This is a genomic window from Patescibacteria group bacterium (assembly GCA_041659905.1).
In the GTDB taxonomy this organism is placed as follows: Bacteria; Patescibacteriota; Kazan-3B-28; order Kazan-3B-28; family UBA10110; genus UBA10110.
The window spans coordinates 1-22,177 of record JBAZXK010000001.1; the positions used below are offsets into that span (position 1 = coordinate 1).

General features: G+C 43.5%; 28 protein-coding genes and 1 tRNA gene. 26 read left to right on the forward strand and 3 right to left on the reverse strand.

The features are described from left to right. The 8 genes from WC805_00005 to WC805_00040 form a co-directional block, all read left to right on the forward strand. Nucleotides 1-616 (forward strand): vitamin B12-dependent ribonucleotide reductase (locus WC805_00005; protein ID MFA5966888.1); only part of this gene is annotated, 616 nt, incomplete at its 5' end. Nucleotides 617-840: 224 nt separating this feature from the next. Beyond that, nucleotides 841-1,560, forward strand: a complete 720-nt coding sequence (locus WC805_00010) for a hypothetical protein (GenBank protein MFA5966889.1) — start codon at nt 841-843, stop codon at nt 1,558-1,560. Between the two features lie 139 nt (nt 1,561-1,699). After that, on the forward strand, nt 1,700-2,098 hold the full coding sequence (locus WC805_00015; GenBank protein ID MFA5966890.1) for a hypothetical protein: 399 nt from the start codon (nt 1,700-1,702) through the stop codon (nt 2,096-2,098). Nucleotides 2,099-2,168: 70 nt separating this feature from the next. Next, nucleotides 2,169-2,699, forward strand: coding sequence for a cob(I)yrinic acid a,c-diamide adenosyltransferase (locus tag WC805_00020; protein MFA5966891.1), 531 nt, complete (start codon nt 2,169-2,171; stop codon nt 2,697-2,699). A 63-nt stretch (nt 2,700-2,762) separates the two neighbouring features. Next, nucleotides 2,763-3,473: a hypothetical protein gene (locus WC805_00025; protein MFA5966892.1), complete on the forward strand. Its 711-nt coding sequence runs from the start codon at nt 2,763-2,765 to the stop codon at nt 3,471-3,473. A 130-nt stretch (nt 3,474-3,603) separates the two neighbouring features. Continuing rightward, nucleotides 3,604-3,780, forward strand: coding sequence for a hypothetical protein (locus WC805_00030; protein ID MFA5966893.1), 177 nt, complete (start codon nt 3,604-3,606; stop codon nt 3,778-3,780). An 11-nt stretch (nt 3,781-3,791) separates the two neighbouring features. After that, nucleotides 3,792-4,163, forward strand: coding sequence for a hypothetical protein (locus tag WC805_00035; protein ID MFA5966894.1), 372 nt, complete (start codon nt 3,792-3,794; stop codon nt 4,161-4,163). Nucleotides 4,164-4,248: 85 nt separating this feature from the next. Continuing rightward, nucleotides 4,249-5,625 carry an aldehyde dehydrogenase family protein gene (locus tag WC805_00040; GenBank protein ID MFA5966895.1) on the forward strand — a complete coding sequence of 459 codons (1,377 nt, stop codon included), beginning with the start codon at nt 4,249-4,251 and terminating at the stop codon, nt 5,623-5,625. An 88-nt stretch (nt 5,626-5,713) separates the two neighbouring features. Here WC805_00040 and WC805_00045 read toward each other — a convergent pair whose 3' ends face one another. Next, on the reverse strand, nt 5,714-6,079 hold the full coding sequence (locus WC805_00045; GenBank protein MFA5966896.1) for a hypothetical protein: 366 nt from the start codon (nt 6,077-6,079) through the stop codon (nt 5,714-5,716). Nucleotides 6,080-6,518: 439 nt separating this feature from the next. Between WC805_00045 and WC805_00050 the strand changes: the two genes are divergently transcribed. The 7 genes from WC805_00050 to rplU all read left to right on the forward strand — a co-directional run bounded on the left by WC805_00050 (nt 6,519) and on the right by rplU (nt 11,980). Next, nucleotides 6,519-6,896, forward strand: a complete 378-nt coding sequence (locus WC805_00050) for a type II toxin-antitoxin system RelE/ParE family toxin (protein MFA5966897.1) — start codon at nt 6,519-6,521, stop codon at nt 6,894-6,896. Next, entirely contained in the window at nt 6,868-7,134 is a 267-nt protein-coding gene (locus WC805_00055) for a helix-turn-helix transcriptional regulator (GenBank protein ID MFA5966898.1), read from the forward strand. Before WC805_00050 ends, WC805_00055 begins: the two co-directional genes overlap by 29 nt. 98 nt (nt 7,135-7,232) lie before the next feature. After that, the gene (locus WC805_00060; protein MFA5966899.1) at nt 7,233-7,451 is read left to right on the forward strand and encodes a DUF167 domain-containing protein; all 219 of its coding nucleotides are present in this window, start codon (nt 7,233-7,235) and stop codon (nt 7,449-7,451) included. Nucleotides 7,452-7,664: 213 nt separating this feature from the next. Then, on the forward strand, nt 7,665-8,192 hold the full coding sequence (locus WC805_00065; protein MFA5966900.1) for an NYN domain-containing protein: 528 nt from the start codon (nt 7,665-7,667) through the stop codon (nt 8,190-8,192). After that, nucleotides 8,176-11,070, forward strand: coding sequence for an isoleucine--tRNA ligase (gene ileS, locus WC805_00070; protein MFA5966901.1), 2,895 nt, complete (start codon nt 8,176-8,178; stop codon nt 11,068-11,070). Before WC805_00065 ends, ileS begins: the two co-directional genes overlap by 17 nt. 2 nt (nt 11,071-11,072) lie before the next feature. Further along, nucleotides 11,073-11,606, forward strand: coding sequence for a DUF192 domain-containing protein (locus WC805_00075; GenBank protein ID MFA5966902.1), 534 nt, complete (start codon nt 11,073-11,075; stop codon nt 11,604-11,606). A gap of 56 nt (nt 11,607-11,662) precedes the next feature. Further along, on the forward strand, nt 11,663-11,980 hold the full coding sequence (gene rplU / locus WC805_00080; GenBank protein MFA5966903.1) for a 50S ribosomal protein L21: 318 nt from the start codon (nt 11,663-11,665) through the stop codon (nt 11,978-11,980). Nucleotides 11,981-12,161: 181 nt separating this feature from the next. Here the strand turns inward: rplU and lepB are convergent, their stop codons facing one another. Next, complete coding sequence (gene lepB, locus WC805_00085; GenBank protein ID MFA5966904.1) at nt 12,162-12,785, reverse strand: signal peptidase I; 624 nt, start codon at nt 12,783-12,785, stop codon at nt 12,162-12,164. Between the two features lie 97 nt (nt 12,786-12,882). Continuing rightward, a complete protein-coding gene (locus WC805_00090; protein MFA5966905.1) occupies nt 12,883-13,170 on the reverse strand; it encodes a hypothetical protein in 288 nt (95 codons plus the stop codon). 166 nt (nt 13,171-13,336) lie between these two features. On the opposite strand from WC805_00090, the gene WC805_00095 reads away from it, so the two are divergent. From WC805_00095 to lysS, 11 genes are all read left to right on the forward strand, one after another. After that, nucleotides 13,337-13,413 (forward strand) — tRNA-Val (locus WC805_00095). A gap of 37 nt (nt 13,414-13,450) precedes the next feature. Then, nucleotides 13,451-14,086: a hypothetical protein gene (locus WC805_00100; GenBank protein MFA5966906.1), complete on the forward strand. Its 636-nt coding sequence runs from the start codon at nt 13,451-13,453 to the stop codon at nt 14,084-14,086. 222 nt (nt 14,087-14,308) lie between these two features. After that, nucleotides 14,309-15,160, forward strand: a complete 852-nt coding sequence (gene rpsB, locus WC805_00105) for a 30S ribosomal protein S2 (GenBank protein MFA5966907.1) — start codon at nt 14,309-14,311, stop codon at nt 15,158-15,160. 4 nt (nt 15,161-15,164) lie between these two features. Beyond that, nucleotides 15,165-15,761: a translation elongation factor Ts gene (gene tsf / locus WC805_00110; protein ID MFA5966908.1), complete on the forward strand. Its 597-nt coding sequence runs from the start codon at nt 15,165-15,167 to the stop codon at nt 15,759-15,761. Nucleotides 15,762-15,763: 2 nt separating this feature from the next. Further along, on the forward strand, nt 15,764-16,318 hold the full coding sequence (gene frr, locus WC805_00115) for a ribosome recycling factor (protein ID MFA5966909.1): 555 nt from the start codon (nt 15,764-15,766) through the stop codon (nt 16,316-16,318). A 6-nt stretch (nt 16,319-16,324) separates the two neighbouring features. Continuing rightward, nucleotides 16,325-17,002, forward strand: coding sequence for a polyprenyl diphosphate synthase (uppS, locus tag WC805_00120; protein MFA5966910.1), 678 nt, complete (start codon nt 16,325-16,327; stop codon nt 17,000-17,002). Further along, on the forward strand, nt 17,002-18,066 hold the full coding sequence (locus tag WC805_00125; protein ID MFA5966911.1) for a polyprenyl synthetase family protein: 1,065 nt from the start codon (nt 17,002-17,004) through the stop codon (nt 18,064-18,066). Before uppS ends, WC805_00125 begins: the two co-directional genes overlap by 1 nt. Then, nucleotides 18,067-19,152, forward strand: coding sequence for a M50 family metallopeptidase (locus WC805_00130; GenBank protein ID MFA5966912.1), 1,086 nt, complete (start codon nt 18,067-18,069; stop codon nt 19,150-19,152). It begins immediately after the preceding gene. Further along, nucleotides 19,153-19,986 carry a bifunctional 5,10-methylenetetrahydrofolate dehydrogenase/5,10-methenyltetrahydrofolate cyclohydrolase gene (locus WC805_00135; protein MFA5966913.1) on the forward strand — a complete coding sequence of 278 codons (834 nt, stop codon included), beginning with the start codon at nt 19,153-19,155 and terminating at the stop codon, nt 19,984-19,986. Nucleotides 19,987-20,092: 106 nt separating this feature from the next. Next, nucleotides 20,093-20,557 (forward strand): transcription elongation factor GreA, encoded by a 465-nt coding sequence (gene greA / locus WC805_00140; GenBank protein MFA5966914.1) that lies wholly within the window; start codon nt 20,093-20,095, stop codon nt 20,555-20,557. 135 nt (nt 20,558-20,692) lie between these two features. Continuing rightward, entirely contained in the window at nt 20,693-22,174 is a 1,482-nt protein-coding gene (lysS, locus tag WC805_00145) for a lysine--tRNA ligase (GenBank protein ID MFA5966915.1), read from the forward strand. Nucleotides 22,175-22,177: the final 3 nt, after the last annotated feature.

Genomic DNA, 22,177 nt, shown 5'->3' on the forward strand with positions numbered 1-22,177 from the left:
CGAGATGCCGTTAACCCGCGAGGGCGTCACTCATAAAGTTGTCATCAACGGCCAGCACAAAGTTTACATTACAGCTAATAAATTTGAGAACGGCGATCTGGGCGAGATCTTTATCGCTGCCGGCCTAGAAGGTTCGGTAGTATCGGGATTACTCAATGCTATGGCGATTTTATGCTCTAAAATGTTGCAAGAAGGCGTCCCGCCGGAAACCATCGTGGCTTCGTTCTTGAATTTGCGCTTCGATCCGTGGGGAATAACCAACAACCCCGATATTCCCATGGCTAAATCCATCACTGACTATATCGGCCGCTGGCTGGGGATGAATTTCTTATCCTTGGATCGGCAATTAGCCTTAGGGATTATGAACGGACACAATAACGATACCAACGGACATAGTGAAGGTTTACTCGCCGAGACTCCGAAACCGGTGACTCCCGCTCCGGAGGCGGTCGAACAACCAGTATTAACACTTAATCTCAATACTAATGCGGCCGCAACAGTTAATTCGTATGATTATAAATATGCGCCGGCCTGTCCCACTTGCGGAGCGCTGATGGTGCGTTCTGGTACCTGCTTTGCCTGCCGCGAATGCGCCACCACGACTGGTTGTTCCTAACAACCAGTCGCTCCGCTTGAGCATTAAAATGCGAGCATCGGAGCAACATACCCTTTCTGTCATCCTCGACCGGCGCGCGAAGCGCAGTCAGGATCGGGGATCCAGGCCCTCCCCTCCGTCATCCTGAACTGACAAAGCTTTCCTTGCTTTGTCATCCTGAGCGGAGTCGAAGGATCTAATTATAATTTAGGATCTCCATCCGTGTCATTCCTAACTAATCTCCAATGATCGAAACTGAAACATTTGAACCGGAAATAGTCGAAGCTGAACTTCTGCCCGCAGAAGTGGCAGAATTGCGCAATGAAATGCAATCCAAAATCGCCGAAGCCGTAGCGCTGGGAGTTTTTACGGGCAAAGAAGCCCAGGACTGGGAAGACGGGTTTGAGGCCTGCGATAAATTGGAATACATGGAAAATCTACTGGATATCATAGAAAGGTTTGTCCAATCCGGTCTGGCTGTTTTAGAACAAATCTCTGATACCCTCAACACTCCCTTGCTCAATGATAAAGAAAAATGTGATTGGCAAAACCAAGCCGAAGGCTCGAGTTATGAAGGCAAACTCGACTTGGTGAACAAACTTAGCACGATTTTGCGAGAAGTATCCCAACTTAAAGAAAAACTCTCCAAGCTTTTAGCTAATCCGCTGATGCGGGGGAGTGTGGCGCAAGAATTTGATAAAAAATTTGTCGAAGCTGACTCTTCCGTCAAAGAAGGCGTACTCACGCGTGCCGCCCTTGCCGCTACCGAGATCGCCACGGAATCTCGACAAGTTACTTCGCACGTGCATTCATTAATCGATACCCGCCAGTTTGAAGCGGCCCGCCAAGCTTTATGGGTGACCGCGATGAACATATTAACTGATACCGAAAGATCTCGGCTGGTTTCGGAAATTGATCGGGCAGAAATTGTTCATGTTCGAGAATCTTTTAAAGCAGCCGCCTAATCTCCTCCGTCATTCCGGCCTCCGAGCCGGAATCCAGGCCTTTTCCCTCTGTCATCCTGAGCTTGTCGAAGGATCTCATAAATAAAATCTTGTGACCATCTACTTATATCTAATTTATCTGATATTTCTCGCCGCGATTTTGGCGTTATTAGAGATCCAGATCGAAAGGGAGAATGGCTGGGCCAAAAATCTCCCAACCTGGCGAGTCAAAGGTACTTGGCTAAATAAAATCTCCGGCCGGGCGGAATTGACTGGTTATCACACTTTCTTGAGCTTATTTATTCTGGCATTTCTACATTTTCCGTTTGTCTTCTTCAGCAGCTGGGATTGGCCATTAGAACTGCGCATTTTAGGCAGTTTTTTGATTCTCACAGCTACCGAAGATTTTTTGTGGTTTGTGTTTAATCCCCATTTTTCACTAACAAGATTCTTTGCCAAAGATGTCCCCTGGCACAAATTCTGGCTCGGCCCCTTCCCCGGTTTTTACTATTTAAACTTAATAATCGGTAGCTTACTAATATATCTGTCCTATCACTAATCAATGTTATCTCCCATAGGGCTCCGCTCGAGCATTAAAATGCGAGCATCGGAGCAACATTATTACCAATATGCCCACTAAAAAGCACTACATCCACCTCTATTACGGCGACGGCAAGGGCAAAACCACCGCCGCTTTAGGGTTGGCGCTTCGCGCTGTCGGCCACGGCCAAAAAGTAATTATGTTGCAATGGCTCAAAGGCAGAAAAGACATTGGAGAAGTCAAAGCCCAGCAGTTTTTCAAAAACAAATTCAAAATCTATCAATTCGGGCCAACTTATTTCACTTGGGAAAAAGAAAAACCTTTAGAGCACAAAAAATTAGCCATCGCTGGTTTAAAAAAACTCGAGCAAATTATCACCAAAGAAAAATACGACATTTTGATTCTGGACGAAATAGTTGATGCCGTAGTAATGAAATTCATCCCTAAAGACAAAACCATTAAACTAATTCAGAAAGCCGTCAAAAAAGGCGAGGTGATTATCACTGGCCACAAACCTGATAAAGATTGGTTGAAACTCTCCGATCTCGCCACTGAAATGAAAAAAGTTAAGCATTATTTCGACAAAGGCCAAACTGCCCGCCAGGGGGTAGAATACTGATATTCCATAGTTAAGTTGGCTGAATGGGCCGTTTAAGTACTATAGCAATCTATAATTGGGATGATGGATAAAACCACACACAAAAAGATATTTTCATCAATTGTAATCACACTCGATGATCTAAAAGAAGTTCTTCGGCAAGTTGATTTGATTGTTAGCGAAGATAATCATAATGAAACATATAAAAAAGAACCTGATTTTGAAGTTGAGTGTAATGATGGCATAAAATATGAATCTAATACCGCCGATAATTTTATTAAACAGATATCATTGCAGTTAAATAATATTAAAAGTGTCAGTTTGTCTTATTGGGGGCATGATTTTAAAGTTCGTATATGGTTCTATCGTTTTGATTCACCTGTGGATTTTGAGATAAAGGCATCATCAGAGGGTAAAGTACTTTTGTTTCAAAAAGATATAACACAGGTTTTACAAAAATCTAAAAGTTTTAATGATTTAATATATGCTTGGAAATACCATTTTTTTTACTTGGTTTTGATGGTCGCGTTAGTAGATACATATACACTCAATGTTTTAAGTGGATTTTTTTCTCAAGAGATTATTGCAGGTAGCATATCTCTTAAGTTGTCCACTATCGTAAATAATTTGACCCCATTTATATGGCTACTTTTCATAAATCTGATACCAAAATTTTACCCAAGCCTTGTTATAAAAAATATTAAAACGAAAGAAGCATCTGGCAGAGTATTAAAGGATGATATTAAATGGTTTATAGGCGGATTGCTTTTTGTATTGCTCCCCTTGTTATTTTAAAAAATCCATAAAACATTGCTACACTAGCTGGTTTTTTTGGGGTGGGATATAATATCTACGTAGGGAGCTACTGAGGGAGTTCAGTAGATCATCAAGTAGATGAACAGTAGATAAAATAGGGGGTAAAGAGATGGGGAGAAAAATAGAGGAGAGGAATATCCGGAAGATTACTAAGGTGGCAGGCGGAGCCAGTTTTGGCATTACTCTGCCGATCGAGCTGTTCCGGGCTCTGGGCTGGCGCGAACGCCAGAAGGTGGTAGTCAAAAAGAAAGGCTATAGCCTCATCATCTCCGACTGGAAACCATAAGATATAAATGTATGTGGGTATATCACAATCAACTTAGTCAACAAGAGGTCGATCTAATTAGGCGAGCTTTTACTGAGATAGTTAATGTTTACGACGGTAAGATTACAAAATTTGAGCCGCTATCTCAGCCAATGAGATGTTTTCTGGCTGATGGGTCAGGTCTTGAGCGTCGGGAATGGTTGGAATGGATATATCAAATATCCGCTATAACCAAAAAAGGAGAAATAGATTTATCTAATAGAGGGCCTTGGGTAACTGCTCCAGTTGACGAAGATCTAGCGATCCGCATTGCATGGGGCTTAGCCTATGATGTCTGGCAGAAATTTGATAGCCCGAATATGGAAACTCCATTAGCTCATAGGCTTTGGGGAGTGCAAGTATAGATATAGATAATGGAATTAACTCCAAGGCTGGTTTTCGGGTGGGGTATAATTGGGACGGAAAAACTTATTATTAGCCTAGCAATAAATGGCGCAATTAATTTCTACTAACCCGTCTAAAAACTATGAGGCCATAGGAGAAGTAGAAATTTCTTCAGATTCAGAGATAAAAGAAAAAGTGGCTTTGGCGAATCAGGTCAAGAGGGTTTGGAAAGAATTTGGCGTACAAAAAAGAATCGAGTTACTCAAGCCGATTTACGAAGAATTCAAAATGAGACAAGCGGAAATTGCTGAACTGATCACCCGGGAAATGGGTAAGCCGATCACTGAAAGTATCAGCGAAGCCAGCAGCTTTATTTCGGAGTTCGAATGGTTTATGAATCACGTGGGGCCGGCTGTGGCCGATGAAGTTACCCATGAAGACGATAAATCCTTACATAAAATAGTCTACGAACCGTTTGGCACGGCAGCCGTTATCTCTCCGTGGAATTATCCATTTGGTATGGCGATGTGGGGAATAATTCCCAATCTTTTAGTGGGGAATACGGTGGTATTTAAAATATCAGAAGAATGTCCTTTGGTCGGCAAATTAATCGAGCAGGTTATGTTATCGCACGATCTGCCGGCGGGAGTATTTGCGGAAGTATATGGCGCTGGGGAAGTGGGTCAAAAACTTGCGGAAAGCGAGATCAATTTAATCTGGTTTACCGGGAGCACTCGAGTAGGTAAATTATTGTACAAGATTGCAGCGGATAAATTTATCAAAGCGATCCTAGAAATGGGCGGATCTAGTCCCTGTCTTGTTTTCGAAGATGTGGATGTGCCGAGATTTGTCCAAGCCATCTACCCGGAAAGATTCAGCAATTGCGGTCAGGTCTGCGATTCTATTAAAAGGTTGATTGTACACGAATCAATTTTTGATCAAGTTGTTAAGGGACTACAAGAATTAGTTGAGGCAAAAATAGTTGGTGATCCAACCAATATTGGTACTCATCTCGGATGCCTAGTGGCCAAAAGGCAGCTAACTTTACTGCAGGAGCAAGTCGGTGATGCGCTTCAAAAAGGAGCGAAGGCAGTTGCGGGCGGAGGAATGCCAGATGATCTGGCAGGTGCTTTTTATAAGCCCACGATACTGACTAATATCACCAGAGATATGCGGGTATGGAAAGAGGAAGTGTTTGGTCCGGTACTGCCGGTGGTTTCATTTAAGACTGAAGCAGAGGCTGTCGAAATGGCGAATGATACTTCTTATGGGCTAGGCAGTAGAATTTGGTCCAAAGATCTCGAAAGAGCTAAAAGAGTAGCTTCCAGGATCGAGGCGGGAACGGTGGAGATTAACCAAGTTAGCAGATGGTTGTCTTGCAATCCCTTCGGAGGCTATAAGCAGTCAGGCATGGGCAGGGAACACGGCACGGTCGGCTTCCGTGAACTGTGCCAGATCAAATTAATCTCCATGGAAAAATAACCGCTGACAGTAAGATAATCGATAAAATAGAAGATGTCATACAAAGAACCCCCACTATTAATAATGGGGGTGAACTAAATTACAAAAATCACATTGTGCGGACTTTTGGGTCGCAGATAATGTATCGGAATTCATATTCCAACACAATAAATCCAAACAGTTGCTGGAGTAATCCGCTGTACTTTTTTTCCAGAATACTGTGTCCTTGGATGTAGTTATTATTGAAACACTGGTCGATTAACCCGCCCAGTTCCTCTGGCGTCTGGATTAGGTGCTTGCCATAAACCGCATAAGCCTCTTTAAATATTTTTCCCTGATCCAGTAGGATTTGTTTGTCGCTCTTCCTCCTAGGTCCACCGCTTTCCAGCTGAATATATTTCCTGAATATATGCAGTAAAAACAGTATTCTATCTGCACATATTTTAGTAAATGCAGCTGTATCTTTCACAGACATGCGAGAATCCCAGGTCGACGAGTCTGCGGGGTTGTAGCTCAACCCAAAAGGCTGGGGGAGGGTGGGTTCAAATGACGGGTCGCCGTCCGATAGTATGTGGTGCATTGTCAAGGTCCTCTCTTGGTTTGATCTAACATTATACATTATGTTCTAAGGTAGAGAGTGATTTATCAATATCTGTCCAGCCGGGGCTATTGAAGAATGTACAATAACCCCATGATGGTTTTGGGGACCGGGGGATCTTTCTTCGATGAAATTTACCCTGCCTGCCCAGCATAGCTTTAGCGAAGTTGGGAGCGAAGTTTGATGGGCTTAGGATGACAGTCGGCCGTTGTTTTTCGTGGCCTATTTAAATACTTAATCTTCCCTACGAAATAGTAGATAATAAACCCATCCCGGATAACTCTTGACTATATGAAATATATTTCATATAATAGATATGGAGATAGTAACAGTATTTTATGTTAAATCAGGTGGGAAAGCTCCGGCAGAGGAGTATCTAAAAGGCCTTAAAAACAAGAAGCATCTGGCCAAAATAGTGGCGATGATCGATAAGCTGCAAGAACGAGGTGGAAAACTCCCCGAGCCATATGCCAAAAAGGTCGTAGACAAAATATGGGAGTTAAGGTTTTACTTCGGAGGCAGAATATTCTACTTTTCACGGATTGGTCAGAAAATTGTTTTATTAGAAGGCATCACCAAAAAGAGAGATAAGATTTCCAGTCAAGATTTAGAAAGAATACAGGAATATTACAAGGACTATTTAACTAACTTACGAGAGAAGGGCTATGACTCAAAGCTTTATCACAAAACTTAGAAAAGATAAGGAGTTTCAAAAGCTGTATGACATCGAGAAGAAAAAGCTAGATATTGCCATAGCTTTAGCGGAAGCTCGGGTTAAAAAAGGTCTGACACAGAAAGAGGTGGCCGAGATAGCCGATGTGACATGGGAAACAGTGTCTGCCATTGAAAATGGCAGAGCTAATTCTAGTATAGAGACACTTAGTAAAATCTTTGCTGCAGTAGGAAAAAAATTGAATCTCCAGGTTAGCTAAATATATAACCTCATGATGATTTTAGGGATCGGACTAGTTATAATTTTGGTGATTGCCGGGCTGATCGCTTTGGCCTCGGCCGACAAACCCCGCAAACAGTGAAAATCCAAATTAAAGTAATCCCGAATGCTAGGAGAGAATCCGTGGAAGAAAAAGACGGAGTTTTGGTGGTGCGGGTGAATAAAGTTCCGGAAAAAGGGAAGGCGAACGAGGCAGTGATAAAATTACTGGCCAAACATTTCAATGCCCCGAAAAGTGCGGTGAAAATTATACGCGGGCTGACGGGGAGACAGAAAGTGGTGGAAATAAGTATGTAGTTCTCACTCCGCCAGCTGGCAGAGTTCGAACAGTAATTATTGTTCGAGGCGTAGCTGAGAACTACACAACCAAGGATGACATAAGGGAATGGCCTGGATTATCGGGGCGAGCCCGATAATGACAAAAGAGTATTTTATTGGCGTTCAGTGAAAAAATTTGCTTTGGAGGGCAATTTCTCCTATACTAGAGGCAGTATTTTTAATATTAGACTGATGGCTCAATATGTAGAACAAAGGGTAGGGGTGTTTGTGGATGTGTCGAATTTGTATTATTCGGCCAAAGTGATGTACTCCAAAAAGGTGAATTTCAAGAATGTGTTGAAAGAGGCCTTGGGCGACCGCAAATTGGTGCGGGCGATTGCTTATGTGATCAAAGCTGAGAATCCGGAAGAACAGAAGTTTTTTGATGCCTTAGAAGGCATGGGTTACGAAGTCAAAAGTAAAGAATTGCAGGTGTTTTATGGCGGCCACAAAAAAGGCGACTGGGATGTCGGCATTGCCATGGACACCATTCGGTTAGCGTCTAAATTGGATGTGGTCATCTTAGTTTCCGGCGATGGTGATTACATTCCGTTAGTAGAATATTTAAAGAGCATTGGCCAACAAGTTGAGGTAGTGGCGTTTGGTCGCAGTGCTTCCGGTAAACTCCGGGAAGCGGCAGATTCATTTATCGATTTGGACAAAAATGCTCGTAAATTCTTAATCCCTGATCGTAATAAACCTAATGCCGAAGTTCAATGATGTTAATCCGCGGGTAGATTTTGTCACGCAAGAATTAGATATTCTGGAATTTTGGGATAAGCAGAATATTTTTCAAAAGAGTTTAGGCCAGCGCCAAAAGGCCAAACGCTATATCTTCTTTGAAGGACCACCCACGGCTAATGCGAAGCCGGGAATTCACCATGTCGAAGGGCGAGCATTTAAAGATCTCTGGCCTCGGTTCAAGACGATGCAGGGGTACTTGGTCGATCGCAAAGCCGGTTGGGATACCCATGGCCTGCCGGTGGAAATTGCCGTAGAAAAAAAACTGGGACTCACCAATAAAGCGGATATCGAAAAATACGGTATTGCCAAATTCAATGCCGAAGCTAAAAAAAGCGTCTGGGAATACAAAGAAGTTTGGGAACAAAGCACGAAGCGCTTAGGATTTTGGTTGGATATGGACCATCCTTACATTACTTACGATCCCAAATATGTCGAATCGCTCTGGTGGATAATTAAGCAGATTTGGGATAAGGGGTTGTTGTATTCTGGGCATAAAATTGTGCCGCAATGTCCACGCTGCGGGACGGCGCTCTCGAGTCATGAAGTCGCACAGGGTTATCAGGAAGTGGAAGAAAACTCGGTTTATCTTAAATTCAAACTCAAAGACGAACCAGATACATATATATTAGCTTGGACCACGACGCCCTGGACTTTGCCGGGGAATGTGGCTTTAGCGGTAGATTCAAAAATTATTTATGTTAAGGCAGAAGTGGAAGGAGAAAAATTAATTTTAGCGAAAGACTTGCTGACAACAGTTTTAGGCGAGGGAGCTAAGGTTTTAGAGGAATTCCCTGGTCAAAAATTGGTCGATCGAGAATATGAGCCTCTATTCCCAGGCGCAATTACTACGGATAAAAAAGCTTGGTATGTGGTACCGGCCGATTTTGTGACGACTGCAGATGGCACCGGGGTAGTGCACACCGCGGTGATGTATGGCGAAGATGATTATAATCTCGGTAAAGCGTTGGATTTGCCCATGGTACACACGGTTTCGGAAGCGGGCTTATTTTTGCCGAGTGTCCAAAAGTGGGCCGGCAGATTTGTGAAAGATCCGGAAGTAGAAAAAGAAATTGTAGCCGATCTTAAATCGCGCGGGTTGCTATTTAAAGAGATGCCCTACAAACACGACTATCCTTTCTGCTGGCGCTGCGGTACTCCGCTTTTGTACTATGCTAAATATTCTTGGATGATTGCGATGACCCGCTTAAAAGATAAATTGATTTCGGAAAATAATCAGATCAATTGGATTCCGGAGCATATCAAAAAAGGTCGCTTTGGCGAATGGCTGGATAATTTGAATGATTGGGCCTTCTCGCGCGAGCGGTATTGGGGGACACCATTACCAATTTGGAAAAGTGATGAGGGCGATTATATCTGTATCGGGAGTTTTGCTGAGCTTCGGGAATTAGCCAAAGACAACCCCACCCAACCTCCCCTTGGCAAGGGAGGAGTAGATTGGGATAACTTTGATCCGCATCGACCTTTTGTGGATGAAATTGTCTTAACTAAAGAGGGGAAAGAATATACGCGGGTATCGGAAGTGATTGATGTCTGGTTCGATAGCGGCAGCATGCCGTTTGCGCAGTGGCATTATCCGTTTGAGAATAAAGCCAAGATCGATAAAGGTGAAGCCTACCCGGCCGAATTTATTAGCGAGGCGATTGACCAAACTCGCGGTTGGTTTTACACGCTGTTGGCCGTAGCGGTCTTGTTGGGTAAAGAGCGGCCGTTTAAAAATGTGTTAGTCCAAGGCCATATGCAGGACAAACTCGGTAAAAAGATGAGCAAATCCAAAGGAAACGTGATCGATCCGGAGGAAATGTTTAAAAAATATGGGGCGGATGTCATTCGCTGGTATTTTTACAGTGTGAATCAGCCGTATGATTCGAAACAGTTCGATGAAGACGTCTTGTTGCAAATTATCCGGCGATTTGTGCTGACTTTATGGAATACATATTCATTTTTTGTGACCTATGCGAAATTAGATAATTTTGATCCAGCTAAAACACCCAAAACCTCCAAGAATGTGTTGGATCAGTGGATTATCGCCAAATTAAATAAATTAAATGTTACCGTGACGGATGCCTTGGAGAAATACGATCCACTCCGGGCGGCGCTAGAGATAGAAGCCTTTGTCGGAGAACTTTCGAATTGGTATGTGCGCCGGAGCCGGAAGCGGTTTTGGAAAAGCGAGAATAGCGCCGATCAGTTGGCGGCTTACAGCACCCTATATAAAGTATTAAAAGATTTGAATTTAATTTTGGCGCCCTTTATGCCGTTTGTGACGGAAGCGATGTATCAGAATCTAAAGAATGAAGGCGATCCGGAATCTGTACATTTGTGCGATTGGCCCAAGGCAGCCAAAATTGACGAACAGATCCTATCTGACATGAAACGGACGCGAGAAATTGTGGAGCTGGGGCATCACTTGAGGGAGGAAGCGAAAATAAAAGTGCGGCAACCTTTGAGTGAGCTAAAACTTGCCCAAAAGGAACTCCCTGCCGAATTAACGGCTATTGCTCTGGAAGAATTAAATGTTAAAAAAATCAGCTTTGGAGCCGGAAAAGACGAATTAACTACTGAGATCACTACTGAGCTAGAAATAGAAGGATTAGCGCGGGAATTAGTGCGGGCGATCCAAGCCCTGCGCAAAAATTCCGGGTTAGAGGTGGCGGATCGCATTATTCTGTCGTATGCCACTGGCGACGATTTAATCCAACAAACCATAGCCCTCTGGGCAGATTACATTAAAGGCGAAGTTTTAGCTAAAGAAATTAATACCAGTGTAGTTGGAGAGACCGAAGAATTAAAAATAAACGGCCGAGCGATCAAATTTAGCATTGCCAAGGCATAGATATGAAAAATAAATATCCGATCTTTGGGTTGATAGCTGTTTTAGTGGTATTAGGCACCGGCTCTGTGGCGTACTACTACGGTTGGATCCAATTTCCCAGCGATCCCTATACAACCCAGTGTGACAGGGTGAGTGACTCGCGCACTATTCGTTTTCCTAACGGCAAAACCATTTCTGCCAGTATAGCTGATGATGAACCGAGTCGCGCCCAAGGCTTATCAGGCGTTTCCGGAACGAGTGCCAACAACAGTATGTTATTTATTTTTGATGCTGCTGGCACACAATCGATGTGGATGAAAGACATGCTGTTCGATTTAGATATGATCTGGCTGGACCCGGATTATCGCATTGTGCATTTAGAAAAGGGCATCAAAGCACCAGGTAGCGCTATGAGTAACGATCAATTAAAGATTTACCAGAATACGACCCCGGCCAGATATGTGTTAGAAGTAACAGCGGGATTAAGCGAAACTAACCATTTAACTGTCGGGGATAAATTGGAAACATTCCCAACCGAGCAGTGTGTCAGCTATTAGTTAGCTTGACTACCTAAAAGGAGGCCTATATACTGGTGAGCGTAACCTAACCACCTATGAAAGCAGTTATCAAAACCGGGGGTAAACAATATTTAGTCAGCGAAGGCGATGTTTTGGTAATCGAGAAATTGCCAGAAGAAGCCGGCGCTAAAATTACGCTTTCAGATGTTTTGCTGGTATCTGATGACGAGGGCAAGGACGTTAAGTTAGGTACTCCCGTTTTAGAAGGTGCCAAAGTAGAAGCTGAGGTAGTGGAACAGGTGAAAGCGGATAAAATCCGCGTCTTTAAGATGAAACGGCGCAAGAACTATCGCAAAACTATTGGTCATCGTCAAAAACTCACGCAAATCAAAATAATTAGCATTACTGCTTAAAAACCTGCCTTAAGGCAGGTTTTTTGGTCTTTCTCTTTCATTGTCATCCTCGGACTTGATCCGAGGATCCAGAAAAGAAAATAAACAGAAAACATTTTTCTGTTCCTTTTTCTGTCTAGATTCCCGCCGGAGTTTACCCTGAGCGTAGCCGAATGGGCGGGAATGACAATGCAGGAGGATGTTATAATCCGTTGCTGTAGGCGGGAGTCGGGATAGTTTTGAAGTCTTCGAAGGGATACAGCACTACCCAAACTTTGCCGATAATGAGGTGGCGGGGTAATTTACCCCAGATGCGCGAATCCGAACTATTAGGTCGGTTATCACCCAAAACAAAGAATTCATCTTTGCCTAGGGTGGTTTTTACTTCGCCGCTGGTATAAACCTTAATGTAAGGTTCGTCTAATTTAATGCCGCTGGGATTAGTCTGATTATAAATAGTCACGATGCCGTCGTGGACAGATACGGTTTCGCCGGGTAAGCCGACAATTCTTTTAATAAAGCTAAAGGCCACATTTTGCGGATATTTGAAGACAATCACATCACCGCGTTTAGGCGCATGGATACGATAAGATACCTGATCTACGATGATGTACTGATTATTTTCGAAGTTGGGTTCCATCGACTGTCCACTGACATAGAAAGGTTGGATCAAGAAGAAGCGGATCAAGAAAGCCACGCCCAAAACTGTCGTCACGGTTTTGAAAACGTCATAGATAAAAACTACCGTGCCAACAAAAATCGCTAAGAAAAGATTCCGAGGGCGTTTCACTGCAGAATTATTTGGAGCACTTGCTTCGTCGTGCATGAATTTATTATAGAGTTAGTCAACCGAAATTACCAAAAGTTTCTATATAAATAAACGGACCCAGAGGCTGATTGGGTCCGTGCTTGGGTTTGTGGTTTTACGGTTCACTGGGATAAACCTGGTTTCCTTTATCATCGAATACGGTCATACCATATCCGCCTTCCATAGCAATGCCCTCACAAACGGTTATAGCGTCCGATAAAGTATCTTCTTCGAGGCTGTGCATCCCAGTGCTGCCATGGCCGCCCAGATAAGCAAACTCGGGATAAGCCATAGCGTAAATAATTCGAAATTTGCCCGGAGAAGCTTTGCAATAATTATTCAGAAATTGTTCCAGGCTTTTACCACCCAAGCTGTAATTTGCGCCAAGAGATTCATTAGTCATGACCTCCTTGGTATAGGCTATACATACTATGTCAGAGCAGGGGCAGTCAACCATTTTTAATGATGATATAATTTGATAGGTGAGGTCTCCGACCCAGAGGTCCTCCTGCTCGTTGTAGCGAGCTCCGGACCGGCCACCGGCTTAGAAACCTCTGGCTTGGAAAGAAGGGCTCATAGCTCAGTTGGTTAGAGCGCACGGTTCACATCCGTGAGGTCAGAGGTTCGAGTCCTCTTGGGCCCACCAAACATTATAATGGCTAGTTACCCATGCTATATTAAAAATGATATTAGACGATAAGACCATGAATATAAAAACAATCTATAGCATACTTGGTGTAGTCATAATCGGGATCGGCGCTTATTATTTAATTAACAATGTTTCTTCAGGCTCCCCAGAAAATCAATTGCCGATTGGTAATAATAGCGATGAGACAAATGCCCCACCTACGAATGAATCAGATAGTTGGGAAGTATATACCAATGAGAAAATTGGAATTTCCGTGCAACTTCCCTCCAATTTAAAGATTCAAAATCAGGGAGAAGTGCCGGAAAAAATCTATTTAGCACAAGAGGGTCTTGTTAACTGGTCTAGTGTATCATTCCATGATAGTGCTGCATCTAGCGATACTAAAAACCTTAGCTTTACACTTTATGATGCGCCGTTTGATCTAAAACATATTTGGTCTATTCCGGGGGGTAGTCCAGTGCCATACAGCGAGATCACTGTGGGCTCGAATAAATACTATAAATGGCGGGATGGCGATGCTGGATGGATTGGATATATATACTCTTTACCAGGAAAGGGCGGTAAGCAGTTAAATATCACTTTTACTGCGAACCCCGGTTGGGCAGGCACAAGCTGGGACGCTGATGATGCAACAATTAATCGTATCCTTGCTTCAGTAAAGACTCTCTAGCAATCCTGACTAACTATATCAACGGCTCAGCAGTGAGTCGTTGGATTTTAGGAGAGGCATTACCAGGGTTGTTTAGAGTGGTTGACTCCTCTAAACTTTTGAGTTAGTATTCTAGACAGTGTAAAATAAGTATAAATAAGCACGGTTTGGGGATCGAGAGCATCCTGCCCCACAAGGGTTTGCCCCCGAGATGAACCAGCCGGAAGTATAAGGAGAAAAATAATGAAGAAACCGACAGTAGAACAGATGTTAGAAGCAGGGTTGCACTTTGGGCACCAGACTTTTCGGTGGCACCCCAACATGAAACCCTACATTTTTGATAGCCGAGATGGCATCCACATCATTGATTTAATGAAAACAGAGGCCAAGTTAACTGATGCGCTAAATTTTGTGGAACAGTTAGGCCGCGAAGGCGGTACGTTGATGTTGGTAGGGACTAAGCGCCAGGCCGCCAGTCTTATTGAAGCGCTCGCTAAAGCTAATAGTTTACCGTATGTAGCTAATCGTTGGCCAGGCGGTTTACTGACTAACTGGCCCACTATGAAAGGACGGATCCGCTATCTCAAACAGGTGCGCGAACAAGTGGCCAAAAAAGATTTTGGCGATATGACCAAGCAAGAAATCGGTTTATTGGAAAAGAAGTTGGCTTTACTCGAAAATGCTTTTGGCGGATTGGATTTATTGGACGATTTGCCGAATGCCGTGTTTATTGTGGATACCATCCGCGAAAAGATTGCTTTACGGGAAGCTAAAAAACTGGGGATTCCGGTAATCGCTATGTTGGACACTAATGCCGACCCTGCCGAGATTGAATTTCCTATTCCGGCGAATGATGATGCCAAACAGGGCATTCAATTGATCACCCAAGCTATCGTCAATGCTTTTATAGCTGAACGGAGAACTAAAGCTCAGGTCGCAGCTGCCAAAAAAGCTGAAGAAGAAACCGAGGCAGTATCCGAAGCAGAATTAGAAGAGGTCTTGGCGCAAAAAGAAGTTGTGGAAGTAGCGGAAAAACAAGAAGAAGCCGAGAAAGAATCTCCCTCGAAAACCAAGAAAACTAGTATTAAACAATAAAATTATGGCGACAATAAAATTAGATGATATTAAAAAGTTAAGAGAACTGACTAGTGCCGGCATGATGGACGCTAAAGCGGCTTTAGAAAATTCAGAAGGTGATTTTGAAAAAGCTACAAAATTGTTAATGGAAAAAGGGGCGCAATTAGCTGAGAGTAAAGCTGACCGCAGTGCTTTGCAAGGCATCATCGTGTCTTACATTCATCCGGGCGATCGCATCGGAGTATTGCTGGAACTAAATTGCGAAACTGATTTTGTCGCTCGCAATGAAGATTTCCGCAAACTAGCCCATAATTTAGTACTGCAAGTAGCGGGGATGCATCCAATTTATATTGCTCCAGAAGATGTACCAGCAGCAGTAATTGAAAAAGAACAGGAAGTTTACGCCGCTCAGGTCCAGGATAAAGCAAAAGCTACCGCCGAAAAAGCGATCCAAGGCAAGTTGGCAGATTTTTACGCCTCGGTTTGTTTGATCAAGCAGCCGTTTGTATTGAATCCGGAATTAACGGTAGAAAATATTATGGCTGAAACAGTCGGCATTCTAAAGGAGAATATCAAAGTAGCGCGGTTTGTGCGATTTGAAGTAGGGGATCGATCATAATTATGGATAGTGTCAAAAACGAGCTGATCCAAAAAATAGCGGGTGCTCAACAGCATCTCATTGCCGAATTTGCCGGCGTCAGAAGCGGCCGGGCGAATGCGGCTTTGTTAGATAAAATCCAGGTCGACGTTTACGGCCAGAAGATGCCAATCAATAATTTAGCTACGGTAGCAGTACCTGAGCCCCGCCAATTATTGGTCCAACCTTGGGATAAAGCTAATGTGGGGGCGGTAGAAAAAGCCATTGTAGCGGCAGATTTAGGATTAGGCATAGTTAATGAAGGAGATAAAATCCGGGTCAGCATCCCGTTACTGAGTAACGAGCGCCGGGAAGAGCTGGTTAAACTCACTCAGCGTATAACCGAAGAAGCCAAGGTGGGCGTGCGCAATTTACGCCGAGAAGCTTTTGAAGCGCTGGATAAACGTTCCAATGACGGCGGAGTCAGCGAAGACGAACTCGAACGCTGGAGAAGGGAATGTCAGACATTGATCGACAACGCCATTGCTGAAATTGATAAATTGGCGATCGCTAAGGCCGCAGAATTACGAGCAGTATAAAAACTTATGCAAACTAAGGTCAAACATTTGGCCATTGTAATGGACGGCAATCGCCGCTGGGCGAAGAAGAAAGGCTATCCTACTTATAAGGGCCATCAAGCAGGGGTCCAAGCTTTGGAAAATATTGTCCGGGCCTGCAATGAACGCGACATCCCTTATTTAACGGTGTATGGTTTTTCGACTGAGAACTGGGGGCGGACTAAATCAGAAGTCAGCTGGTTGATAAAGATCATTGCTGCCGCTGTCAAAAAATATACCGTCATGTTAGACAGGGAAGGTTGGCGATTGCAGGTGATAGGCCGACTAAAAGATTTTCCGAAATCCACTCAAAGTTTGTTCGATAAATCCATCAATCAATTAAAGAATCATCAAAAAGGGATGCTTACAATTGCTTTGAGTTATGGTGGGCGCGATGAGATTTTGCGGGCAATAGAGAAAGCCAAGAAGCAATCAGGCAAGCTGACTGAAAAAGGTTTTTCTGCCCTCTTGGATACTCGCGAATTGCCGGATCCCGACATGATTATTCGCACTGGTAATCAGATGCGGCTGAGTAATTTTTTGCCCTGGCAAGGGACTTACAGTGAACTCTATTTTACTCCTACTTTGTGGCCGGATTTTAATGCTAAATCGCTTGACCAAGCTTTACAAGAATATTCCCGGCGCCAACGGAATTTCGGCAAATAATGTCCACAGAATTTTTAACTGAATTAAAGAATAAAGGCCAGTTAGTTACTGACTACATTTTAAATTACCCGGCTATAGTAAAAATATCTCCGGATTATTTGCGTGAGGGTGTGATGTTTTATGTCGCCAAAGGCGGTAAGAGGTTGCGCCCGGCTCTTTTAATGTGGGCCTGCGAGTTGGCGGGAGGAAAAGCAGAGCTAGCCCTGCCCGCCGCCGCGGCGATCGAATTGTCGCATACCTGGACATTAGTGCATGACGATATTATTGATAATGATGATCTCCGCCGCGGGGGCCCTAGTATGCATGCTTATTTTAGAGAAGCTTGGCGTTCTCGCGTTGAAGAAGGCAATTTGGAATCTTGGTCGCGCAATCTGGCGATGTTAGTCGGAGATATCCAACAAGCCACCGCCACTAGTATGCTAGAGGCTCTGTCTGTTGATGTGGCGCTTAAAGAATGGCTGGTGCAAGATCTGACTACTAATTGGGTGACTGAAGTATTGCAGGGAGAAATGTTGGATATGGAGTTTGCTGTATCGCCGCTGGAACAAATCTCGGAAGCCCAGATTATAGATATGTTGAATAAAAAAACTGCTTCTACTTTGGCTTGGTGTGGCCGGACCGGTATTTTGGTTGGGTTGGGCAAATTAGAATTGCAGCATCCCTTTATTTCTATTGTAGAAACCATTTGCCGGCAAGCCGGATTAGCCTTCCAATTGCATGATGATATTTTAGGCCTACTCGGAAATGAGCAGGAATTAGGCAAGCCGGTAGGTTCTGATATTAGAGAAGGCAAGAGAACTATTATTGTGGCACATGCTTATGCACGGGCTAGCTTAGAAGAAAAAGAGTTGATTAGTCGGGTTCTAGGAAATCGCCAGGCCAGCGACAGCGAAATCAGTCAAGTAAAAGATTTATTGATCCGACTAGGTGGGGTTGATTATGCTCAAAAATTAGCCGCTGATTATATTGAGCAAGCCCAGATTGCCCTGAATAGCTTGCCGGATCACCCCACTAAGGGGTACTTTAAAGAGTGGATAGACTTTATTATTGAGAGATCTTTTTAAATGATAATTGCTGTTTTAGTTTTTTTGCTGGTCTTTAGTATTGTGGTTCTAGTCCATGAACTAGGACATTATTATTTTGCGATTAAAGCCGGTGTGCGGGTGGAGGAATTTGGGTTTGGCCTGCCGCCGAGAATCTGGGGGCGTAAAAAAGGCGGAACCATCTATTCTCTCAATTTGATTCCTTTCGGCGGATTTATTCGGCTGTATGGCGAGAGCGAAGAATTTACCAAGGACAAAAAATCATTTATCAGCAAAACTCCGGGCCAAAAATTTGGTATTGTGATCGGTGGCGTATTGATGAATTTCGTCTTAGGTCTAGTGGTGATGATGATTGGTTTTTGGCTGGGCATGCCGCCACTAGTCAGTGCGGTGGCAAATTATACTAAAGATGCCAACCAAATCGAAGCCCGCATATTAGTAGTAGACACGGTTAAAGATTCGGCAGCTACTAAAGCCGGTTTATTGGCAGGAGATTATATTTTATCGGCTGATGAACAGAACTTTGCCGATCCGGTAACATTTAAAAATTTTATTCAACAGCGAGCCGGAAAAGCCACCTTATTATCAGTTAAACGAGGGCAGCAAACCGTGGCCTTAACCATAACTCCGGTAAAAAATAAAGACGGTGTTACAGAGATCGGAGTATTATTAGACCAGAGTATAGATAAAGTTCATTATATTTGGTGGCAGGTGCCGTGGATCGCCCTGCAAGAAACTGCCAAAGTGACAGGACTGGTAGTTATTAGTATTGCTAATCTAGTCTATAGAATATTTGCTACTGCTAGTTTGCCGGCCGAATTATCGGGGCCAGTGGGGATCGCTAAGATTACTGCCGATATGGTTCGGCTAGGGTGGCTCCGAGTAGTTCAATTTCTAATCTTTCTCTCTATTAACCTGGGAGTAATCAATCTAGTACCTTTCCCGGGGCTGGATGGTGGCCGAGTGGTGTTTGTAGCCGCCGAATGGTTGCGTCGAGGCAAACGCGTACCGGGTCATATCGAGAACGTAGTGAATATGGTGGGATTTTTCTTGCTGATAGCGTTGATTGCGGTAGTCACCTATAAAGATATTCTCAAACTGATTTAAATGATTTTATTAGATGGCAAAAAATTAGCGCTGGCCCAAAACAAGAAATTGCAGCAACGGATCAAAGTTTTGCGGCAAAAAGGCATCATTCCTGGTTTGGCGGTGATTTTAGTCGGCCAGGATCCCGCTTCGGCAGTCTATGTCCGCAATAAACAAAGATTATGCCATGATTCAGGAATCAATTTTTATTTAACAGAATTGAGTCAGTCAACTCCAGCAGAACAAATCAAAAAAAAGATTTCTGAATTGAATAAGAATAAAAAAGTTCACGGCATTATTATTCAATTGCCTTTGCCGGCCAAACTAGACCCACTCGCATTGATTTCAGCAATTGATCCCCAAAAAGATGTGGATGGACTGCACCCGATGAACATGGGCTTGTTGCCCTTTGGCAAAGAACTTTTTGTGCCGGCGACGCCCAAGGGCGTGATTGATCTATTGCAGAAATATAAAATTCCCGTAGTCGGCAAAAAAGCGGTGGTGGTTGGATTTGGTTATGTGGCGGGGTTGCCCCTCAGTTTATTGTTGGCTCGGGCTAAAGCTACCGTCACGATTGCTCAAGACAAAACCAAGGATCTGACTAAATTATTACAGGGAGCGGATATTGTTGTTTCGGCAGTAGGCCGACCCGGTTTGATCAAAGGAGAGATGATCAAAGCCGGAGCCACAGTCATTGATGTCGGTGTTACCAAAAAGGGCGACAAGTGGGTCGGGGATGTCCAATTTGCCTCTGTATCCAAAAAAGCTAAATACCTGACGCCGGTCCCGGGCGGGGTAGGGCCCTTAACGGTAAGCGCGCTTTTAGACAACGTAGTTACAGCGGCCGAATATTAGGGATTGAGAGCGGATATCTGGATACCTATTGACAACCTTCCAACCTTATATTAAATGTATATGTATCTTTGGAGGGGTTTTATTTCATATTGGTTAATTATTACCTATGTCACACCAAGAACTCTATGTGTCGCGTGCTGGTTTAGAAGAACTGAAAGTTGAATTAGAGAAGTTACTGGGAGAACGCAAAGATATTACTGAGCGGATTAAAGAAGCGCGTGAATTAGGTGATCTCTCTGAAAATGCCGAGTATACTGAGGCTAAAAATAAACAATCCTTTGTCGAGGGCCGGATTGCTGAAATCGAAACTATTTTGAAGGTAGCCAAAGTAATTGACGAAAACAATAAAGCCAATGGACGCGTATCGTTGGGTTCTCACGTTAAAGTCAAAGTTGCCGGCGACCTGAGGGAATATAACATCACTGGCTCTAATGAAGCGAGTCCTATTTTGGGAAAAATTTCTAATGAATCGCCCATTGGCCAAGCTTTGATGGGACACAAAAAGGGCGATGTGGTAGAGATTGCTACTCCCGACGGTGTCAAGAAGTGCGAAATCATCGAAATCAGCTAATTTCTAATTTACTGATAGAGATATGAGTATGCTTCAGAGGCCAGTGAAAAACTGGTATAATTTGATTTGTATAGCATATAAAAGATCCTGGGCAAGGCCAGGACGACGATGCAAGGAAAACATTGTCGGTTGAGGATGACGAATATGAGCGAGTTTGATGAATTGAGAGAAGTTCGGTTGGCAAAACTGCGAACTTTAGTGGGCAAAAAAATCGATCCTTACCCAGCCAAAGCCCATAAAGCAATTACTAATCAAGAGGCTGTTAATAGATTTGACAGCTGGTCTTCTAAACAAAAAAAGATTACTTTAGCTGGACGCCTGATGTCGAAAAGAGAACATGGCGGGTTGGTGTTCGGCGAGCTCAGAGATTTCAGCGGCGATTTTCAGATTTTATTTAAACAAGATGTGCTGCCTGCTAAGAACTGGGATTTATTAAATGAATTAATTGATATCGGAGATTTTATTGAAGCAAAAGGCACGCTGTTCTTGACTCAAAAACAAGAAAAAACTTTATTGGTTGAAAAGTTTATTATTCTGGCTAAATCTCTGCGTCCGCTGCCAGAGAAGTGGCATGGGCTAGTGGATACCGAAACGCGTTTTCGGCAACGCTATCTCGATTTATTGATGAATCCAGAAGTTAAACAACGTTTTGTCTTGCGACATCAATTAGTCCAGGAACTCCGGAATTTCTTAGTTAAAGCTGGATTCATCGAAGTAGACACTCCGGCATTGCAACCAGTGCCGGGAGGAGCCATCGCCACTCCCTTTATTACCCATTACGACGCCTTAGACACGGATGTGTATCTCCGCATCGCCCCGGAACTTTATTTGAAAAGATTAATTGTGGGTGGATTCGAAAAAGTATTTGAATTCGCTCGAGTATTCCGCAATGAAGGTGTTTCCACCCAGCATTTACAAGATTTTACGATGCTGGAGTTTTATGCCGCCTACAGTGATTACGAAGAACTGATGAAATTCACCGAAAAAATGTTGACCACAGTGATCAAAAAATTATTTGGATCAACTCAAATTACCGTGGGCGACAAAGTGCTGGATTTCACGGTGCCCTGGCCCCGGTACAGTTTTCGGGAATTAATCCAAAAAGAGACGGGCATTGATATTGATGCTCATCCCACAGTAGATATGCTGCAACAAGCCATTACCAATGCCAATATTCACCTAACTTTTTCCGGCAAGACCAATCGTGGTAAATTGATTGACGAGCTATACAAAGAAACGGTACGGCCCAAATTAATTAATCCGGTATTTTTAATTGATCATCCCTTGGATTTATCGCCCTTGGCTAAACGTAAAGACAAAGAGCCAGACAAAGTGCAGCGTTTCCAATTAGTGGTTTGCGGTATGGAGATGCTAAATGCTTTTAGTGAACTCAATGATCCTTTAGATCAAAAAACCAGGTTTGATGAGCAGGCTAAACATAAACAAGAAGGCGATAGGGAGGCCCATTCCGCTGACGACGATTTTGTCAAAGCCTTGGAATACGGTATGCCGCCCACCGCTGGCTTTGGCATGGGGATTGATCGACTAGTGGCTTTACTCACTAATGCCGATTCTATCCGCGAAGCCGTGTTATTCCCATTCGTCAAAGATAAATAATTA

Excerpts from the sequence above, each read along its gene's own strand:
- WC805_00010 (MFA5966889.1), top strand. The coding sequence starts at position 841 with ATGATCGAAACTGAAACATTTGAACCGGAAATAGTCGAAGCTGAACTT.
- lysS (MFA5966915.1), top strand. The coding sequence starts at position 20,693 with ATGACGAATATGAGCGAGTTTGATGAATTGAGAGAAGTTCGGTTGGCA.
- rpsB (MFA5966907.1), top strand. The coding sequence starts at position 14,309 with ATGAAGAAACCGACAGTAGAACAGATGTTAGAAGCAGGGTTGCACTTT.
- WC805_00090 (MFA5966905.1), bottom strand. The coding sequence starts at position 13,170 with ATGACTAATGAATCTCTTGGCGCAAATTACAGCTTGGGTGGTAAAAGC.
- WC805_00035 (MFA5966894.1), top strand. The coding sequence starts at position 3,792 with ATGTGGGTATATCACAATCAACTTAGTCAACAAGAGGTCGATCTAATT.
- uppS (MFA5966910.1), top strand. The coding sequence starts at position 16,325 with ATGCAAACTAAGGTCAAACATTTGGCCATTGTAATGGACGGCAATCGC.
- WC805_00130 (MFA5966912.1), top strand. The coding sequence starts at position 18,067 with ATGATAATTGCTGTTTTAGTTTTTTTGCTGGTCTTTAGTATTGTGGTT.
- WC805_00065 (MFA5966900.1), top strand. The coding sequence starts at position 7,665 with ATGGCTCAATATGTAGAACAAAGGGTAGGGGTGTTTGTGGATGTGTCG.
- WC805_00055 (MFA5966898.1), top strand. The coding sequence starts at position 6,868 with ATGACTCAAAGCTTTATCACAAAACTTAGAAAAGATAAGGAGTTTCAA.
- WC805_00135 (MFA5966913.1), top strand. The coding sequence starts at position 19,153 with ATGATTTTATTAGATGGCAAAAAATTAGCGCTGGCCCAAAACAAGAAA.
- WC805_00045 (MFA5966896.1), bottom strand. The coding sequence starts at position 6,079 with ATGTCTGTGAAAGATACAGCTGCATTTACTAAAATATGTGCAGATAGA.
- lepB (MFA5966904.1), bottom strand. The coding sequence starts at position 12,785 with ATGCACGACGAAGCAAGTGCTCCAAATAATTCTGCAGTGAAACGCCCT.
- WC805_00020 (MFA5966891.1), top strand. The coding sequence starts at position 2,169 with ATGCCCACTAAAAAGCACTACATCCACCTCTATTACGGCGACGGCAAG.
- WC805_00100 (MFA5966906.1), top strand. The coding sequence starts at position 13,451 with ATGATATTAGACGATAAGACCATGAATATAAAAACAATCTATAGCATA.
- frr (MFA5966909.1), top strand. The coding sequence starts at position 15,764 with ATGGATAGTGTCAAAAACGAGCTGATCCAAAAAATAGCGGGTGCTCAA.
- ileS (MFA5966901.1), top strand. The coding sequence starts at position 8,176 with ATGCCGAAGTTCAATGATGTTAATCCGCGGGTAGATTTTGTCACGCAA.
- WC805_00030 (MFA5966893.1), top strand. The coding sequence starts at position 3,604 with ATGGGGAGAAAAATAGAGGAGAGGAATATCCGGAAGATTACTAAGGTG.
- WC805_00050 (MFA5966897.1), top strand. The coding sequence starts at position 6,519 with ATGGAGATAGTAACAGTATTTTATGTTAAATCAGGTGGGAAAGCTCCG.
- greA (MFA5966914.1), top strand. The coding sequence starts at position 20,093 with ATGTCACACCAAGAACTCTATGTGTCGCGTGCTGGTTTAGAAGAACTG.
- rplU (MFA5966903.1), top strand. The coding sequence starts at position 11,663 with ATGAAAGCAGTTATCAAAACCGGGGGTAAACAATATTTAGTCAGCGAA.
- WC805_00025 (MFA5966892.1), top strand. The coding sequence starts at position 2,763 with ATGGATAAAACCACACACAAAAAGATATTTTCATCAATTGTAATCACA.
- WC805_00075 (MFA5966902.1), top strand. The coding sequence starts at position 11,073 with ATGAAAAATAAATATCCGATCTTTGGGTTGATAGCTGTTTTAGTGGTA.
- tsf (MFA5966908.1), top strand. The coding sequence starts at position 15,165 with ATGGCGACAATAAAATTAGATGATATTAAAAAGTTAAGAGAACTGACT.
- WC805_00040 (MFA5966895.1), top strand. The coding sequence starts at position 4,249 with ATGGCGCAATTAATTTCTACTAACCCGTCTAAAAACTATGAGGCCATA.
- WC805_00125 (MFA5966911.1), top strand. The coding sequence starts at position 17,002 with ATGTCCACAGAATTTTTAACTGAATTAAAGAATAAAGGCCAGTTAGTT.